This window comes from Cryomorphaceae bacterium, from assembly GCA_007695365.1.
In the GTDB taxonomy this organism is placed as follows: Bacteria; Bacteroidota; Bacteroidia; order Flavobacteriales_D; family SKUL01; genus SKUL01.
The window spans coordinates 1-16,199 of the sequence record REDV01000057.1 but is presented as its reverse complement, the minus strand read 5'-3'; the positions used below and the strand labels follow the sequence as shown (position 1 = coordinate 16,199).

The 16,199-nt window shown below is 50.8% G+C and carries 18 protein-coding genes; 6 read left to right on the top strand and 12 right to left on the bottom strand.

Annotation, left to right across the window (positions count from 1 at the left end; all coding sequences use genetic code 11):
• Positions 1-67 precede the first annotated feature (67 nt).
• The 4 genes from EA392_03415 to EA392_03400 all read right to left on the bottom strand — a co-directional run bounded on the left by EA392_03415 (position 68) and on the right by EA392_03400 (position 4,982).
• Positions 68-619, bottom strand: coding sequence for a TlpA family protein disulfide reductase (locus EA392_03415; protein TVR40602.1), 552 nt, complete (start codon positions 617-619; stop codon positions 68-70).
• 92 nt (positions 620-711) lie between these two features.
• Positions 712-2,019: a UDP-N-acetylglucosamine 1-carboxyvinyltransferase gene (murA, locus tag EA392_03410; protein TVR40601.1), complete on the bottom strand. Its 1,308-nt coding sequence runs from the start codon at positions 2,017-2,019 to the stop codon at positions 712-714.
• Positions 2,019-2,648, bottom strand: a complete 630-nt coding sequence (locus EA392_03405) for a DUF4290 domain-containing protein (GenBank protein TVR40600.1) — start codon at positions 2,646-2,648, stop codon at positions 2,019-2,021. Before EA392_03405 ends, murA begins: the two co-directional genes overlap by 1 nt.
• Before the next feature lie 42 nt (positions 2,649-2,690).
• Positions 2,691-4,982: an ATP-dependent DNA helicase gene (locus EA392_03400; GenBank protein TVR40599.1), complete on the bottom strand. Its 2,292-nt coding sequence runs from the start codon at positions 4,980-4,982 to the stop codon at positions 2,691-2,693.
• Between the two features lie 219 nt (positions 4,983-5,201).
• Between EA392_03400 and EA392_03395 the strand changes: the two genes are divergently transcribed.
• From EA392_03395 to EA392_03375, 5 genes are all read left to right on the top strand, one after another.
• The gene (locus EA392_03395; protein ID TVR40598.1) at positions 5,202-5,423 is read left to right on the top strand and encodes a DUF433 domain-containing protein; all 222 of its coding nucleotides are present in this window, start codon (positions 5,202-5,204) and stop codon (positions 5,421-5,423) included.
• A gap of 38 nt (positions 5,424-5,461) precedes the next feature.
• On the top strand, positions 5,462-5,695 hold the full coding sequence (locus tag EA392_03390; GenBank protein TVR40597.1) for a hypothetical protein: 234 nt from the start codon (positions 5,462-5,464) through the stop codon (positions 5,693-5,695).
• 210 nt (positions 5,696-5,905) lie between these two features.
• Positions 5,906-6,406 carry a hypothetical protein gene (locus EA392_03385; protein TVR40596.1) on the top strand — a complete coding sequence of 167 codons (501 nt, stop codon included), beginning with the start codon at positions 5,906-5,908 and terminating at the stop codon, positions 6,404-6,406.
• Positions 6,407-6,487: 81 nt separating this feature from the next.
• Positions 6,488-7,483: an alpha/beta hydrolase gene (locus tag EA392_03380; protein ID TVR40595.1), complete on the top strand. Its 996-nt coding sequence runs from the start codon at positions 6,488-6,490 to the stop codon at positions 7,481-7,483.
• Between the two features lie 70 nt (positions 7,484-7,553).
• Positions 7,554-8,780, top strand: a complete 1,227-nt coding sequence (locus EA392_03375) for an isocitrate dehydrogenase (NADP(+)) (protein TVR40594.1) — start codon at positions 7,554-7,556, stop codon at positions 8,778-8,780.
• An 89-nt stretch (positions 8,781-8,869) separates the two neighbouring features.
• Here the strand turns inward: EA392_03375 and EA392_03370 are convergent, their stop codons facing one another.
• From EA392_03370 to EA392_03335, 8 genes are all read right to left on the bottom strand, one after another.
• Positions 8,870-9,766: an amidinotransferase gene (locus tag EA392_03370; protein ID TVR40593.1), complete on the bottom strand. Its 897-nt coding sequence runs from the start codon at positions 9,764-9,766 to the stop codon at positions 8,870-8,872.
• Positions 9,763-10,302: a hypothetical protein gene (locus EA392_03365; protein ID TVR40592.1), complete on the bottom strand. Its 540-nt coding sequence runs from the start codon at positions 10,300-10,302 to the stop codon at positions 9,763-9,765. Before EA392_03365 ends, EA392_03370 begins: the two co-directional genes overlap by 4 nt.
• Complete coding sequence (locus EA392_03360) at positions 10,299-10,613, bottom strand: DUF962 domain-containing protein (protein ID TVR40629.1); 315 nt, start codon at positions 10,611-10,613, stop codon at positions 10,299-10,301. The genes EA392_03365 and EA392_03360 overlap by 4 nt, the downstream gene beginning before the upstream one ends.
• Positions 10,614-10,663: 50 nt before the next feature.
• A complete protein-coding gene (locus EA392_03355) occupies positions 10,664-11,782 on the bottom strand; it encodes an acyltransferase (protein TVR40591.1) in 1,119 nt (372 codons plus the stop codon).
• Between the two features lie 94 nt (positions 11,783-11,876).
• The gene (locus tag EA392_03350) at positions 11,877-12,227 is read right to left on the bottom strand and encodes a DUF86 domain-containing protein (GenBank protein ID TVR40590.1); all 351 of its coding nucleotides are present in this window, start codon (positions 12,225-12,227) and stop codon (positions 11,877-11,879) included.
• A complete protein-coding gene (locus tag EA392_03345) occupies positions 12,224-12,508 on the bottom strand; it encodes a DNA polymerase beta (protein ID TVR40589.1) in 285 nt (94 codons plus the stop codon). The genes EA392_03350 and EA392_03345 overlap by 4 nt, the downstream gene beginning before the upstream one ends.
• A 118-nt stretch (positions 12,509-12,626) precedes the next feature.
• Positions 12,627-13,277 carry an endonuclease III gene (gene nth, locus EA392_03340; GenBank protein ID TVR40588.1) on the bottom strand — a complete coding sequence of 217 codons (651 nt, stop codon included), beginning with the start codon at positions 13,275-13,277 and terminating at the stop codon, positions 12,627-12,629.
• Positions 13,274-13,804, bottom strand: coding sequence for a hypothetical protein (locus tag EA392_03335; GenBank protein TVR40587.1), 531 nt, complete (start codon positions 13,802-13,804; stop codon positions 13,274-13,276). The genes nth and EA392_03335 overlap by 4 nt, the downstream gene beginning before the upstream one ends.
• A 57-nt stretch (positions 13,805-13,861) precedes the next feature.
• On the opposite strand from EA392_03335, the gene EA392_03330 reads away from it, so the two are divergent.
• A complete protein-coding gene (locus tag EA392_03330) occupies positions 13,862-16,195 on the top strand; it encodes a M1 family peptidase (GenBank protein ID TVR40628.1) in 2,334 nt (777 codons plus the stop codon).
• Positions 16,196-16,199: the final 4 nt, after the last annotated feature.

Below are 16,199 nucleotides of genomic sequence, written 5' to 3'. Positions count from 1 at the left end.
AGCAATTCGTCAAAAAAAAAACGGACCCCTGTTCAGGAGCCCGTTTTATAGATTCAATCCGTATTGTTTACAGCTTTTTAATCAGCTTGTCGAGTTCAAGGTGCAGTGTTTGGCCACGGAGGTTTTTGGCGACAATTACACCATTGGCGTCCACCAAAAAGCTGGCAGGAATACTGCGCACCTGGTACACAGCCGCAGGGGCTGAGCTCCATCCGCCCAAATCACTCATGTGGTGTGGCCAGTGAAGATTATCCTGCTCAATGGCTTTTACCCAACTGGCGTGGTTTTTATCGAGCGAAACGCCCAGCACTTCAAAACCTTTGGCGTCTTTGAATTTTGCCTTGGAGTATTTTTCATAGGCCGCAACCACATTGGGGTTTTCGCGTCGGCAAGGACCGCACCACGAAGCCCAGAAGTCAATCAGCACCACGTTGCCTTTGAGTTGCGACAGCTTGATTTCTTTGCCATCAGGGTTTTTAAAGGCGAGCTCAGGCGCGGTGTCGCCAATGTTGAGACCGACCTTGCCGGTGGGGGTTACAGCACTCTGTGCCATTGCTGTGGTGGTGAAAAGCCATGCGCCTATCATCAAAACCAATGCGAAAATTCCTGTATTCTTCATGTTGCAAAAATTTGAGCCAATTTACGTTTAGTTCGTTGTTGAGGCAAGGGGCTACGCAAACATTATTCCACTTTGCTTTGGAAAGCCATTGTTCAACCCAAACGCTGAATGCTTGCGCCAATTGCGTTCAACCGTTGGTCAATGTGCTGGTAGCCGCGATCAATTTGTTCAATGTTGTGAATGGTGCTGTTGCCGCGAGCTGATAGCGCTGCGATGAGCAACGACACACCCGCACGGATATCGGGCGAGGTCATGCTGATACCCTTGAGCGGATATTGGCGGTTCAATCCAATAACGGTAGCCCGGTGCGGGTCGCAGAGAATGATTTGTGCACCCATGTCAATCAGCTTGTCTACAAAAAAGAGGCGGCTCTCAAACATTTTCTGATGAATCAGCACACTTCCCCGGGCCTGAGTGGCAACCACAAGTACAATACTCAGCAGGTCAGGGGTGAATCCCGGCCAGGGGTGGTCGTAGATGGTGAGAATGGAGCCGTCAATAAAACTGTCAATGGTATAGGATTCCTGTGCCGGTATATAAAGGTCATCGCCCCGAAGCTCCATTTGGATTCCCAACCTGCGAAACACGTCGGGAATTACACCCAGTTTTGGGTAGGCCACGTCTTTTATGGTGATTTCGCTTTGTGTCATAGCGGCCAGCCCGATAAAACTACCGATTTCAATCATATCGGGCAGACAGCGGTGTGTGCAGCCGCCGAGGTATTCCACTCCTTCAATTTCAATCAGGTTGGAGCCTGCACCGTGTATTTTGGCTCCCATGCTGTTGAGCATCTGGCACAACTGCTGAATGTAAGGCTCGCAGGCAGCGTGGTAAATGGTGGTGGTGCCTTCGGCCATCACGGCGGCCATGATGATGTTGGCCGTTCCGGTAACTGACGGCTCGTCGAGCAGCATGTAGGTGCCTTTGAGGTCATCACCCGAAACGCTGAAAAACTCTTCCTCGGCGTTGTAGGTGAATTTCGCGCCCAGCTTTTCAAAGCCGATAAAGTGGGTGTCCAGTCGTCGCCTGCCGATTTTATCGCCGCCCGGCTTGGGAATGTAGCCCTTGCCAAAACGGGCCAGGGTTGGGCCAACGAGCATGATAGACCCGCGCAGTCCCGCGCCTTTCTTCTTGTACTTTTCTGAAAGCAGGTATTCAAGGTCCACATCATCTGCCTGAAAGCGGTAGGTATCGCCGCTTACGCGATTCACCTTCACACCCATATCGCGCAGCAAATCAATGAGCCGGTTTACATCCACAATGTCGGGGATGTTCGAAATCTCCACCTCTTCGGGAGTGAGCAATACCGCACAAAGAATCTGCAGTACTTCGTTTTTGGCTCCCTGTGGAACGAGTTCTCCGCTGAGTTGTCGTCCGCCTTCAATCAAGAAAGATCCCATTAGCGTTTTTTACGGCGGTTACTTTTTCCTTTTTTCCTTTTTGCTCCGCTGCTCGAGGTGGTTGTTGCGGGCAGGTTTTTGAGCAAATCGGCGGTAGGCTGAAGTTTTGAAGGGTCGTCCAGCACAAGTTTGCCTTTCGACATTTCTTTAAGTTGATTGGCAATTACTTCGTCTTTTACGGTATCGCGGTTCCACGCCAGGTAGGTTTTTTTCATCAGGTTGGCGAGGCTCCACATTTGTTTTTCGCGTTTCTCATCATCCTCCTCGGCTGCCACCGATGCAATCAGGCGCTCAATGGTTTTTCCGTAGTGTCCGTAGCGTATATCGCCCTGCGGATAAGCCATGTGGTTAGGCTTGGTTTTGAAGGTTTCCGGCGATGGTTTGGGGTAGGGGCTGTCCACGTCCAACTCAAAATCCGACATGATGTGCAGGTGATCCCAGAGTTTGTGCTTGAAGTCGTCCATGTCGCGCAGATAGGGAAAGAGTTGCCCCATCATTTTCAGTACCGACTCCACAGCGCGGTTGCGCTCCTCGCGGTCTTCAATGGTTTTAATGTGATTGACCATGTTCTGGATGTTTCTTCCGTATTCGGGAATAACCAGGTCGGGTCGTTGTGAATTGTATTCCATGTGTTGATTTTAACGGGCCAAAGGTAATGATTCTGATTGGGGTCAGTTGAGCAGCCGGAGCCGCGCAAAGCGGAGCAGAAGTTGCTTTTGACCTACGGTTGGGAAAAACACCGTGGCTTTGGTGTCGGGCGATTTTCCTTCGAGTTGAAGCACCTTGCCCTTGCCAAAACGATCGTGTTCTACTTCGTCGCCAACGGCCAGCGACAGGCCCAGCGCGTTGTCGCCGGGTGCCGAAGCCATGTTCGACTGCACTTTTTTCAGATTCTTGCGTGGCTCAAAAGGTTTGGGTTGCGCAGTTTCAGGAGCGGTGCGGGGCCGGTATTTGGTACCAAAGGCCGACCGTGTTTCACTGTGTGCAAAAGTTGAGTGCGGCTTGGGGGGCAGGGTCAGGTATTTCTCGTCAATGTCATCTATAAAACGGCTCGGTTCGCAGCGCTGAAGGTTTCCCCATTTGTATCGCGACAGGGCGTAAGAAAGCATGGCTCGTTTTTCGGCGCGGGTCAGGGCCACGTAAAACAGCCGACGCTCTTCTTCGAGTCCGGAACGGCTTTCGAGGGCCATTTGCGACGGAAACAGGTTTTCTTCCATCCCCACAATGTAGATGTACGGAAACTCCAGCCCCTTGGCCGCGTGAATGGTCATCAGCGTAACCTTGTTGTTGTCGTCGTCATCCTGGTCGGCATCGGTAAGCAGGGCAACGTCAATCAAAAAGTCGCTAAGGGTGTGCGATTCGCGCCCGTCGGCAATGGCTTGCTCGGTAAAGTTCTTCAGACCGTTCAGCAATTCCTGAATGTTTTCGTAGCGGCTCACGCCCTCCGGGGTTTTGTCGGCGTGCAAGTCGCGCAGCAATCCGGAACTGGAGGCAATCAGGTGCCCCAAATCGTATGCGCTGGCCGCGGCAAGTTGGTTTCTGAATCCACGAATCATGGATACAAAGCCCTGAATTTGCTGGACAATGTTGGATCGCAACGATACGCCAAATTGTTGAGGTTCGGTTACCACGTCCCACAGGGCCACGTTGTTTTCGAGCGCGGCTGCCACAATGCGGTCAACGGTGGTAGCGCCGATGCCACGAGCGGGGTAGTTGATGATGCGTTTCAGGGCTTCCTCATCATTGGGGTTGGCGGTAAGTCTGAAATACGCCAGCAAGTCTTTGATTTCCTTACGTTGGTAAAATGAAAGTCCACCGTATATGCGGTAAGGGATGTTGAGCTTTCGCAGGGCTTCCTCCATGCTTCGCGACTGCGCGTTGGTGCGATACAGAATGGCGAAATCTGAGTAGAGGGCCTGCTCGCTCATTTGCGTGTCAAAAATGGCGTTAGACACCATAAAACCTTCTTCCGAATCCGAAACACAGCATTTCACTTCAATGGTGCTGCCTTCTTCGTTATCGGTCCAAACCTTCTTTTTAATCTGGTTTTTGTTTTTATCGATGATGCTGTTGGCGGCGTTTACGATGGTTTGGGTGGAGCGATAGTTTTGCTCCAGCTTAAACAGCTTGTAATCGGGGTAGTCTTTTTTGAAGTTGAGGATGTTGTAGATATCCGCTCCCCGAAAGGCGTAGATGCTTTGAGCGTCGTCGCCCACTACGCAGAGGTTTTCGTTGAGTGCCGCCAGTTTCTTCACGATGAGGTACTGCGAGTAGTTGGTATCCTGGTACTCGTCCACCAGAATGTGGTGATACTTGTGCTGGTATTTGTGAAGCACATCGGGGTAGTCGCGCAGCAGCACGTTGGTGTTGTACAGCAGGTCGTCGAAATCCATGGCTCCGGCGCGGTAGCAGCGCACGGCGTAGGCGTGGTATATATCGGCCAGCTTGGGTCGTCCGCTTAGGTGGTCTTCACCGGCTACATCGCTGTTTTCTTTGTAAGCCTGCGGAGAAATAAGGTTGTTTTTGGCAGCCGAAATTCGTCCGAGCACCAAACCGGGCTTATAAATTTTGTCGTCGAGCTGCATGTCTTTGATGATAGACTTGAGCAGGCTCTTGCTATCGGCAGTATCGTAAATGGTGAAGTTGGAGGGGTAGCCCAGTTTTTCAGCTTCAAAGCGAAGAATTCGGGCAAACACCGAGTGAAAGGTTCCCATCCAGATGTTGCGCGCTTCGGCCTCGCCAATAATTTGCCCGATACGCTCTTTCATCTCGCGTGCCGCCTTGTTGGTGAAGGTGAGCGCCAGGATGTTGAAGGGGTCCACTCCTTTTTCAATAAGGTGTGCAATTTTGTAGGTGAGCACCCGGGTTTTTCCGGAACCAGCGCCGGCAATCACCATGCTGGGGCCTTCAGTATGCAGCACTGCGGCCCGCTGTGATTCGTTGAGTTCGTTTAAGTAATCCACGCTCCAAAATTACGGGAAATTGAAGAGGATAGAACCACGATTTGCACCCTTTATGGGTATTGTTGGAAAGTTTTTATTCCGTGGAAATGGCCGTTGAAGTGGGTTCATGCAACATTCCTTCAACGATTTTCTTTGACGGATTTTTACGATATTTGTGGAAGGGCGTCCCAGGATGCGCACATTGATTTTGACGAGACGTAAACGTAATCTCAACCTACCATGAAGGAGTATCAGCAAATTATTCGTATTCGTTCCGAGGTTCGATTTGGCCGGCCATGCGTAAGAGATACAAGGATTTCAGTAGATGATGTATTGGGCTGGCTCGCTTCGGGGATGAGTATTGCTGAGATTGTTGCTGATTTTCCGGAATTGACAGAAAGGGATATAAGGGCTTGTTTGGCTTATGCTGCTGACAGAGAGGGTAGAACAAGGGTGGCCTGATGAGAATTCTATTCGACCAAAATATTTCGTTTCGCGTTTTGACATTAATTGAAGACAGCTTTCCCGGGTGTGCTCAAGTAATATTGTTGAACCTGGAAAACTTTACTGATTTGCAGATTTGGTCGTATGCTAAAGAGAATAATTACGCCATAGCCACTTTCGATTCAGATTTTTCTGACATGTCAGGTCTTTACGGTCATCCTCCCAAAATCATTTGGTTGCGTACAGGAAATTTGAACTCAAGGATGGTAGCTCAGCTTTTCGTGAAATAGCAAGAGTTAATCAAAGATTTTTTGGATGATGCGAAATGTGCGGATTTGTCTTGTTTGGAGCTTTTCAGTTAGTTCGTTTCTGATAAGTCGGATATAACGCATTCATGGATTTTAAACCTTTTGGCGAAATGCAAGTCAAACGGAGCAAAACAGAAACATAACCCAGCACTGGCACGACCCTTGCACAACAACCCAAAAAAATCACACAACATGAAGAAAATAGCCATCATTGCCATAGCACTGATTGCAGGAAGCACAGTCATGGCACAACAAGGAAACCCCACAACAGAGAAAAGACTGGAGCGGCAACCTGAAATGCAAACCCGCAGCGCAGAAGACCGCGCCAAAATGCGAACCGAGCGCATGACGGAAAACCTCAACCTGACAGAAGAGCAGCAAAAGCGCGTGTACAAACTCGTGCTCGAGCAAGCTAAGATGAAAGATGCCCAGCGAGAGCAGCGTGCAGATCGCCGCGAAGCAGTGCGCGAGCAGCGTGATGAAACCGATGCGCGCATTCGCGAAATTCTCACCACCGAGCAGCAGGAGCGGTGGGACGCGATGCAGAAACAGCGCAGCGAGCGAATGGATCAGCGACAGGAACACCGCCGTGAAATGCGTCAGAAACCCGCATCACGTGGTGAGCAAATGCAGCAGCGTTCGCGCGGAGATCAGGCTCCACAACGCCGTGGAGATTCAGCCCCTGTGCGGTAAACAGCATACTGAAACAGCATTCAAAAGGTCGGCCCGGTGCCGGCCTTTTTTCGTTACCTTTCGGGGGTCAATTTCTTTGAGATGCGCCACAAACGGTACCTGCTGCTTGCTGTAGTTTTTGCTCTTCTGATGCTCTATATTGGCGGGCCCAGGCCACCCGCACCACAGTACAAAACCACATTGCCTGAGATGCCTGTAGAGCCTGATCTGCTCGACGCAATTGTGGCGCGCATGGAAGGGCGGCACAAGTTGAAACCGGGTAATGAGGCACACATCGTTTGGACCAATGACACGCTCAGGCAGAAAACGCCATACGCCCTTGTGTACCTGCACGGTTTTTCAGCTTCACACCACGAAGGTTATCCCTTGCATCGCAACCTGGCAGAGCGCTATGGCTTCAATCTTTTCCTTGCGCGATTGCACGATCACGGCATCGATACCACGGAGGCACTTCTCAAATTCAGCGCGGAGAAATTCTACGACAGCGCACTCTTCGCACTGGCCATTGGCACCCAAATCGGAGAGAAGGTCATTCTGCTTTCCACTTCCACGGGTGGCACAGCAGCGCTTAAACTGGCGGCAGAATTTCCGCAGGTACACGCCGTCATCAACCTCTCGCCCAATGTGCGCATCAACGACCCGTTTGCTTTTTTGCTCAATAATCCGTGGGGGCTTCAAATAGCCAACATTGTACTGGGCGACGAGTACCGCTATGTAGATGGGAGCGACGAATACGCCAAATACTGGAACACCAAATACCGCAACGAGGCGCTGGTTGAACTTCAAGAGCTGATTGAAACCACCATGATTCCTGAAACCTTTGAGCGTGTAACCCAGCCGGTGTTCAATGGGTTCTACTTTGCCAATGATACCGCACAGGATAAAGTGGTTAAGGTGGAGGCCATTCGCTGGATGCACAACCTGCTCGCCACCCCCGATGATGAGAAGGTGCTTTACGCTTTTGATACCCCCGGAGATCATGTGCTGGCCTCACCCATCAAGTCGAAAGACGTGGAGCGTGTGGAGCGCGAGGTAAGCCGGTTTATAGAGGAGGTTCTTAGGATTAAGCCCTTGTAAACTCGCCTTAAAACGCAGGGATTGCTACCTTTGCCGCTCAGTAGAAAATCGCTTAAAAAAACACGTAACAATGCAAAAAATTAAAGTTACCAACCCGGTGGTTGAAATGGACGGGGATGAAATGACCCGCATCATCTGGAAATTTATCAAAGACAAACTCATCCTTCCATACCTTGAGCTGGATATTAGATATTACGACCTCGGAATGACCAGTCGGGATGAGACCGATGACCAAATTACCATTGACGCAGCCGAGGCCATCAAGAAATACAATGTAGGTATCAAATGTGCCACCATCACCCCCGATGAAGCGCGTGTGGAAGAGTTTAAACTCAAGAAAATGTGGCGTTCACCCAACGGAACCATTCGTAACATTGTGGGTGGAACGGTGTTTCGCGAGCCTATCATCATGAAGAATGTGCCCCGATTGGTGCCAGGTTGGACCAAGCCCATTTGTATTGGTCGTCATGCTTTTGGTGATCAGTACAAGGCTACCGATACCGTTATCAAAGGAAAAGGAAAACTCACCATGAGCTTCATTCCCGAAGATGGCGGAGAAACCCAAACCTGGGAGGTTTACAACTTTGAGGGTGATGGTGTGGCGCTGAGCATGTACAATACCGATGAATCTATCTATGGTTTTGCTCGCTCGTGCATGAATCAGGCCCTTACCAAAGGATGGCCCTTGTACCTCAGCACCAAAAATACCATCCTCAAAGCTTATGATGGCCGCTTCAAGGATATTTTTGAGGAAGTGTACCAAAACGAGTTCATAGACAAGTTTCAGAAAGCGGGCATCACCTACGAGCACCGCCTGATTGACGACATGGTGGCCGCAGCTCTCAAATGGAACGGCGGTTTTGTATGGGCGTGTAAGAACTACGACGGAGATGTGCAGAGCGACACGGTAGCCCAGGGATTTGGCTCGTTGGGCTTAATGACTTCCACACTGGTAACACCCGACGGCAAAACCATGGAAGCTGAAGCCGCGCATGGTACCGTAACCCGTCATTACCGTCAGCATCAGCAGGGCAAAAAGACTTCTACCAACCCCATTGCCTCTATCTTCGCCTGGACGCGTGGACTGGCTTTCAGAGGTAAGCTCGATAACAACCCGGAGCTGGTCAAATTCTGTGAAATCCTTGAACGTGTTTGTATTGATACCGTAGAAAGCGGAAAAATGACCAAAGACCTTGCGCTGCTCATTCATGGCGACAAGATGACTTCAGAGCACTACCTCACCACCGAAGGTTTTCTGGAGGCGCTTGATACAGAACTGCAGCGGCGATTGGCGTAACACCGCGTTTTCAATCACAAAAAAACAGCCCCGCCTCGTGCGGGGTTTTTTGTTTTGGCTTTTCTTATTTCAGAATTTGGCAGCCGTTTTCAAGCAGCATAAAACCCCGCAACCATGCACCTCGCGCTGCCGCCACCGAGTTGCTCAATGGTGGGAATGGAAACAACGCAAATCTTGCCGTCGCTTTTGAGAGATTCCTGTTGATCGGCGGTAAGTGCATTCCATGCGGTTTCAGAAAATATCCAGCAATGATCCTCGCCGCAGCGCACTTCAAAAGCATTTGCGGCAAAGGCTTGCATTTGCGCAAGCGAAATGATGAGCAGTTCTTTTCCACTTCGCTTGATGCGCTCTTTCAGCATACTGCGCTCAAGCGGGTCCTCCACGGCTTCGTCGCAAAGAATAACCCTGTTGGCACCTACGCTCATCACTACGTTGGTATGGTAAATCTCTTGGCCCCGTATATCGGTTGCCCGAAATGATACAGCGTCGTAGTTTATGTCTTTGCAAAGCATTGAAAACAACTTTATATCGGTTCGAGGCGAAACACATGCATAGGCTATGCGGAAAGCATGGTCAAAGACGATGCTTCCTGTGCCTTCCAGGTAGCGGCCCACATCCGCATGATGGCGCAGGTCAATGGTGTGCTTACTTAGGGTGTGATGACGCAGTAACTCAATGGTGGGTTCATTCACCTCTTTGCGTCTGCCGGGTGCCATCATCGGGAAAACAATGAGCGTTCCATCCGGCATACAGGCCAGCCAGTTATTGGGAAAAACGGCGTCGGAGCAAGGCTCATCCGGATCGGAAGCAACCAATACTTTTACGCCTGCATTGCTGAGCGCTTCAACCATGCAATCAAACTCGGCCCGGGCAAGGAACGAAGCCTGCTCAAGATCAGTGTTCTGCTGAAATGCATTGCTTTCTGCCGTTTCGGGGTTGTATCCAAAACAGCGCGGCCTTACCATCAATACACCTTCCGGTATCATTGCTCGCTGTGATATTTTTCGAACAAAAACTCATTGGGTATGGGCTTGAGCTTCGGCTCGTTGTTGTACAATACATTAACAATCCACCAGCGCCCATCGTCGTAAACCAATTGCAAGGACTTCATGCCCCGGTGGTAGCTGGCCTGGTTGGTTGCGAGACGGGCATCATAGGCGGTAAAAACCTGCGCAATGTCGTTGTAGTGATGTACTGTGCGACCGATTTCCGTCTCAAAAAAACCATTTATGGTAAAGTACTCATCCACCTGTGCGATGTATTCCTCGAGCGTTCCGCCAATGAACTGCAAACGCCCCGAGCGATTGAAAACCCGCGCGTTGAGTTGTGCTTCAGGCCTGAACAACGACCGGTAACGCGCCCAATCACGCTGGCCCGCTGGTCCGTTGGTAACGTCGTAATAGGCGCTTACAATATTGTCAATACTCGAAACGTCGGCTGTATCTGCTTTCAACGCGGGTGTTGTTTGAGCCATTGAAAATGAGCTTACAAAGCCTGCCACAAAAATCATTACGTACTTCATTCTCCAAAATTTTCCTTCCCGGCAATAATCTGAAAGTAAAGCTTAAAATCACTCATCAATGACCACAATGGATAGCGAAAAGTGGCCGGTTTGTTCTTCTCGATAAAAAAATGACCAATCCACGCCCAGCCGTATGCAAATACAACGCCATAGAGAATGTACCACGCGTTGGGGGTAGAGATTGCCAGAATGAGCGCCACCAAAAAACCGGTGGTTCCGATAAAGTGCGTGATGCGGGTGCCCCGCAAACGGTGTTCGCGCAGGTAGTAGGGGTAGAATTCACGAAAACTGGCGATGCGTTCTTCGCTCATGGTGCGGTGATTTTGGTCATACAAGAATAACCATTTTTGAGCGAAGTTCCTTATCGAAAGTGGTCGCGAAGTCTAAGCACGGGCAGTTCAAACCAGCGGTATGAGAGGTGTGCCAGCAGCACCGTGCAGCACAACATCAACATCGGATAAACCACAAGTGCCAGCCAGGGTTGCTGTGGAGGATAGGTCATTCCGGCTACATGTAGGGTATTCACGAAAACTGCAATGACCAGTCCGTGAAAACAATAAAGCCCGTAGGAAATTTTGCCGAGGTAGTTGATCCAACGCCTTTTTTCCAGGCTGAAAATACCGGATGTGCGAAAGTACTGGTAGCCGATGGCGGCAGCGAACAAAACCGGAATCCAGGCTTTCTCCAGCGCAAAGACCCATGGGTAGCTTGCGAGAATGGGGTAGGCAGCGAGTCCGCCCACAAGCAGCCATAGCGGGATATTGGCGCCTTGCTGCCGGTAGAAGTTTTCCAGTGTGGATTTGTATCGGCTGCGGCAAATAAGCCAGGCGAGAAGATTTCCGGCGGCAAAACACGCCATTACACTTAGCGTATGGTAGTGCAGGGTGAGGGGAGCATCAAGGTGCATGATTCTGAAAACAATGGAGCCGCCCCAAATCAACACATTCACAGCAGCAAAGTAACGCGGTGCAAAACGCATGAGCAAACCATTCAGGATGTAGTACTGCTCTTCCACCGAAATGGACCACAGAATCACCATCAGAAACTGGTCGCCTTCCAGTGCCGCAAAATTGAGCGTAAAGGTGAGATAGTGCCAGATGGAAGGCATGGGCGATTCAGGCATGCCGCCCGCGCGCTGAAGCTGAATGACCAGCACCGAAATAAGCACCATCAAAAAGTAAAGCGGCCAGATTCGGATGGCGCGGCGTGCAAAATACCTTCTGAACCTGAAGCGGCCATGCTGCTCCATTTCGCGAAAACCCCACCATGAAATCAGGAAGGCAGAGAGCACAAAAAATAAATCTACCGCCAGGTAACCAAATTGAAACCAGCTCAGCACGTAGTGGAGCCATCCGGTTTCATACTCTGCCGACAGCGGGTGCGCCAGGTGTGCGCCCATCACCACCATAAACGCCAGAAACCGCAGACCGTCGAGGCCGTGGAAGTAGGTTTTGGGTTTATCCTGCAACATGGTCGGCATAGCCGCCAAATTAAGGAAAGACAATTGAAAATGTACTCAGCCAGATGAACCTGTAATGGCGAATGGCTCCTCTGGAATCCGGACTCCTCCTACGTCAGGCACCATCGGATTCGCGCTGAATGATGTCTGAAATTTGCTGATGAAACTCAGGTATAATATCCTTTACCACCTTGAATACAGCCCATAAATCAACCCCAATGTAGTCATGAATAAGCTTGTCACGCATTCCTGCAATTTTCTTCCATTCGATTTCGCTGTATTTTGAGCGAAAGTCATGATCCAGTTGCTTTGTCGCTTCTCCAATTATTTCGAGGTTTCGGATTACCGCGTCCTGAACCAATGTGTTCAGCATGAAGTCATTTTGCGTTATGTTTTCGGTGTACTGAAGAATTTTCAGCGAGCAACCAGCAATGTGTTCCAGGTAAATAGCAGGCTCCTTTTTCATTGTTTCAGAATGATTAGGTCGCGCTCTACGTATTCCTTGAGTCGTGGGTGTAATGAACGTCTGGTTACGAGGTCAACCTTGATTCCCAATCTGGCGCTCAGTTCTTGCTCCATTCCTATGATATCTAGTAGGTTAACATTGTCGTCAAAGTCTACCAGTAAATCAAGGTCACTTTTTGAGTTCTGTTCGCCGCGTGCATAAGACCCAAACAAACCAATCATGATGGGTTTGTAGGCCGAAAGGACATCCTTAATCGCTTGTTTCTGGCGCTGCGTAATCATTGTATAAAGTTAAGAACTATCCCACGAGTTGCCAAGGCAGATATGAGTGTTTTCGGAAAGGATTTAAACCACCAGTAAATCTCAATTCCGCTCCTTCAATTAACGCTCTTAGGCCTGGCTACTTTTTCCCAGCCTTCTGAATCACCGACTTCCGCCCGATGGCTGCCGTAATGAAATCCTTGTTGAGGTCCAGCCCCCGGGCAGGAGAGTACTCGCGGCCGTAAAAGATAATCTGCAGGTGCAGCTTGTTCCAGCTATCTCGCGGAAAGAGCTTTTTGCAGTCTTTTTCGGTTTGTTCAACGCTTTTGCCGGTGCTCAGTCCCCAGCGGTAAATCAAGCGGTGAATGTGCGTATCAACCGGAAAAGCCGGCACACCAAACGCCTGGGCCATCACCACGGATGCTGTTTTGTGTCCCACACCGGGCAGCGCCTCAAGCTCCTCAAAAGTTTGCGGAACCTCTCCGCCGTGCTTCTCCAGAATGATTTCAGACAATCCGTAAATGGCTTTGGATTTTGCCGGACTCAACCCGCAGGGCTTGATGATTTCCCTGATTTCATCCACCGTGAGTTTCACCATGTCGTGCGGATTATCGGCGCGTTCAAAAAGCAATGGCGTGATCTGGTTTACACGGGCGTCGGTGCATTGTGCGCTGAGCAGCACAGCAACCAACAAGGTATAGGGGTCAACATGGTTGAGCGGCACGGGCGTTTCAGGGTACAGACGCTCCAATTGCTCCATCACAAAAGCTGCTTTCTCTTTTTTGGTCATGGCAGTTGCAGCGTTCCGCGGTATTGATCGTGGGTGAGTTGAAGGCTTTGCGCCTGAACACCCGGCCCTTCGAATTTTACCAGATTCACCTGCGCCACAAACACTTCCGTAAAAATGCGGTTGCTCACTTTTAAGTCGACTCCGGGTTCACATTCAATGGGGTAGTCAAAATAAACCCATGTTTCATCAATGCTTACCTCCTTGCCGTAGTAGCGCGGATGAAGCCTTACTTCTCCGCATTGAAGCTGGAAATGCTCGTCTACATAGGCCATCAAAAGGGAATCGCTTTGCGCGTGCTCATCGGCTTCGCCCAGCCGGAGGTTCTCCCGAAACCTGCGGCCTACACAACGGTCGGTGTCGTCGGTAAAGAGCTTGAGCGCAACCTCCAGGGTATGGGCTTCGGGGTTGTATTCAATTTGAGCGAGGCTTACGTACACCTCGTGTACCGGCGGTGAACCTGTGAGCCATGGAGCCGCGATAAGCAGAACACAAATCAGCGCTGTTTTCATACGGGCAAAAATAGGCATTGCACAGGGCATTTTCCTTAATTTAGCCGCTTCGCAAAGTTGAACCCCCAGTTGCCCATGAAATACCTTGGTTTCTTTCTCATACTAGCCGGCTTGATGTGGTGTGCGCCCTCAAACGCGCAGGATAAGCCACACAAATTTGCCCAGATTGACGACCTGCTTCCCACCCCCAATGTGTACCGGGCAGCTTCGGGTGCCCCCGGTCACCGTTACTGGCAGCAGCGGGCAGATTACCAGATTGACGTCACGCTCGACGATGACAACCAGCGTATTTACGGCGAGGAAACCATCACCTACTTCAACAACTCTCCCGACCAGTTGCGATACCTGTGGGTGCAGCTCGACCAGAACGTGCGGGCGCGCGATTCGGACACCTACAAAACCCGCACAAGCTCTATGGGCGACTCGCTGCGCTTTGCCGACATTGATTACTGGGAACCCGATTTTGACGGAGGTTTTAAAATTGACTGGGTAAAAGACAAAGACGGCAAAGACCTTCCTTTTACCATCAACAAAACCATGATGCGCATTGATATGCCACGCCAGTTGCCGGCCGGAGCGGCCTATACTTTTCGAATCAAGTGGTGGTACAACATCAACGACCGCATGAAGATTGGCGGGCGCTCGGGATACGAATTCTTTGAAGCCGACAGCAACTACCTCTACACCATCGCGCAGTTCTATCCGCGCATGGCCGTGTACAATGATCACGACGGCTGGCAGCACAAACAATTTCTCGGCGCAGGTGAGTTTACCCTCAACTTTGGGAATTACGATGTGCGCATTACAGCACCTGCCGACCACATGGTGGGTTCTACAGGCGTGCTGCAAAACCCCCGCGATGTGCTTTCTGAAAAGCAACGCTCCAGGCTCGACAGAGCCCGCACGGCCGACCAACCCGTGATGATTCTCTCGCAGAAAGAAGCCGAAGAAATCGAAAAAGGCCGCGCCTCGGGAACCAAAACATGGCGCTTTAAGGCCGACAATGTGCGCGATTTTGCCTTTGCCAGCAGCCGCAAGTTTATCTGGGACGCGCAAGGTGTAGATTTTGACGGCCGAACCGTAATGGCCATGTCTTACTACCCCAAGGAGGCCAATCCGCTGTGGGAGCAATACAGCACCCGAACCGTGGTGCACACCCTTAAAACCTACAGCAAATTCACCTTTGATTACCCGTATCCGGTAGCCATCTCTGTGAACGCCGACCGCATCGGGATGGAGTACCCAATGATTTGTTTTAATTACGGTCGCTGTGAGCCCGACGGCACCTACTCCGAGCGCATGAAATGGGGAGTGATTGGGGTCATCATCCACGAAGTAGGCCACAACTGGTTCCCGATGATTGTGAACTCAGACGAGCGCCAATGGACCTGGATGGACGAAGGCCTCAACACCTTTTTGCAATTCCTTACCGAGCGTGAGTTTGACGCAGATTTTCCCTCGCGTCGCGGCACTCCGGCCAGCATTGTGGAGTACATGAGTGGCGATAAAAGCACCCAGGTGCCCATCATGACCAACTCCGAAAGTGTGTTTCAGCTCGGAAACAACGCCTACGCCAAGCCCACGGCTGCGCTCAATATTCTGCGCGAAACAGTGATGGGGCGCGAGTTGTTTGACTTTGCCTTTAAGGAATACGCCAACCGCTGGATGTTTAAGCATCCTACACCCGCGGATTTTTTCCGCACCATGGAAGATGCCTCGGGCGTGGATTTAGACTGGTTCTGGCGAGGTTGGTTCTTTACAACGGACCACGTGGATATTTCCATCGATGACGTCCGCTGGTTTCAAATCAACACCCGCAACCCCGAAGACATCAGGGCATGGCGCGAAGAGCAAAAAGCCAACGAGCGCGAGCACATCAGCGAAATCCGCAACCGTGAGGAAATGCCAAAACGACTGGCAGACAAGGATTCAACCCTTCGTGATTTCTACTCCGATTTTGACCGCCACGAAGCTTTTGCCAAGCATGAGGAAGTGGCTTACGAGCGCTACATTGCGTCATTGAGCGACGAGGAACTGGCGCGACTGCAATCAGGTCAGCAGTTCTACGAAATCACCTTCCGCAATATAGGTGGTTTGGTGATGCCGCTTATTCTTGAATTTGAGTACGCCGATGGCACCAAAGAAATCCGCCGCATACCGGCAGAAATCTGGCGAAAGAACACCGAGAAGGTTACCAAGGTTTTTGTTACCGACAAGGAAGCGGTATCCATCATGCTCGATCCCCACCTCGAAACGGCCGACGCTGATCTGGGCAACAACGCATGGCCCCGCCGTGCGCAGCCTTCTCGCTTCAAACTCTACAAACAACGCGAGTTTGGCAGGGGAACCAACGAAATACAGCGCTATCAGAAAATGCAGGAGAAAGAGAGGGCGGGCTCGGAGGAGTAGCTGA

Coding starts and splice junctions, on each gene's coding strand:
- EA392_03350 (TVR40590.1), bottom strand. CDS start 12,227: ATGAAAAAGGAGCCTGCTATTTACCTGGAACACATTGCTGGTTGCTCG.
- EA392_03375 (TVR40594.1), top strand. CDS start 7,554: ATGCAAAAAATTAAAGTTACCAACCCGGTGGTTGAAATGGACGGGGAT.
- EA392_03385 (TVR40596.1), top strand. CDS start 5,906: ATGAAGAAAATAGCCATCATTGCCATAGCACTGATTGCAGGAAGCACA.
- EA392_03360 (TVR40629.1), bottom strand. CDS start 10,613: ATGAGCGAAGAACGCATCGCCAGTTTTCGTGAATTCTACCCCTACTAC.
- EA392_03345 (TVR40589.1), bottom strand. CDS start 12,508: ATGATTACGCAGCGCCAGAAACAAGCGATTAAGGATGTCCTTTCGGCC.
- EA392_03395 (TVR40598.1), top strand. CDS start 5,202: ATGAAGGAGTATCAGCAAATTATTCGTATTCGTTCCGAGGTTCGATTT.
- EA392_03355 (TVR40591.1), bottom strand. CDS start 11,782: ATGCCGACCATGTTGCAGGATAAACCCAAAACCTACTTCCACGGCCTC.
- EA392_03330 (TVR40628.1), top strand. CDS start 13,862: ATGAAATACCTTGGTTTCTTTCTCATACTAGCCGGCTTGATGTGGTGT.
- nth (TVR40588.1), bottom strand. CDS start 13,277: ATGACCAAAAAAGAGAAAGCAGCTTTTGTGATGGAGCAATTGGAGCGT.
- murA (TVR40601.1), bottom strand. CDS start 2,019: ATGGGATCTTTCTTGATTGAAGGCGGACGACAACTCAGCGGAGAACTC.
- EA392_03415 (TVR40602.1), bottom strand. CDS start 619: ATGAAGAATACAGGAATTTTCGCATTGGTTTTGATGATAGGCGCATGG.
- EA392_03380 (TVR40595.1), top strand. CDS start 6,488: ATGCGCCACAAACGGTACCTGCTGCTTGCTGTAGTTTTTGCTCTTCTG.
- EA392_03365 (TVR40592.1), bottom strand. CDS start 10,302: ATGAAGTACGTAATGATTTTTGTGGCAGGCTTTGTAAGCTCATTTTCA.
- EA392_03405 (TVR40600.1), bottom strand. CDS start 2,648: ATGGAATACAATTCACAACGACCCGACCTGGTTATTCCCGAATACGGA.
- EA392_03335 (TVR40587.1), bottom strand. CDS start 13,804: ATGCCTATTTTTGCCCGTATGAAAACAGCGCTGATTTGTGTTCTGCTT.
- EA392_03370 (TVR40593.1), bottom strand. CDS start 9,766: ATGATACCGGAAGGTGTATTGATGGTAAGGCCGCGCTGTTTTGGATAC.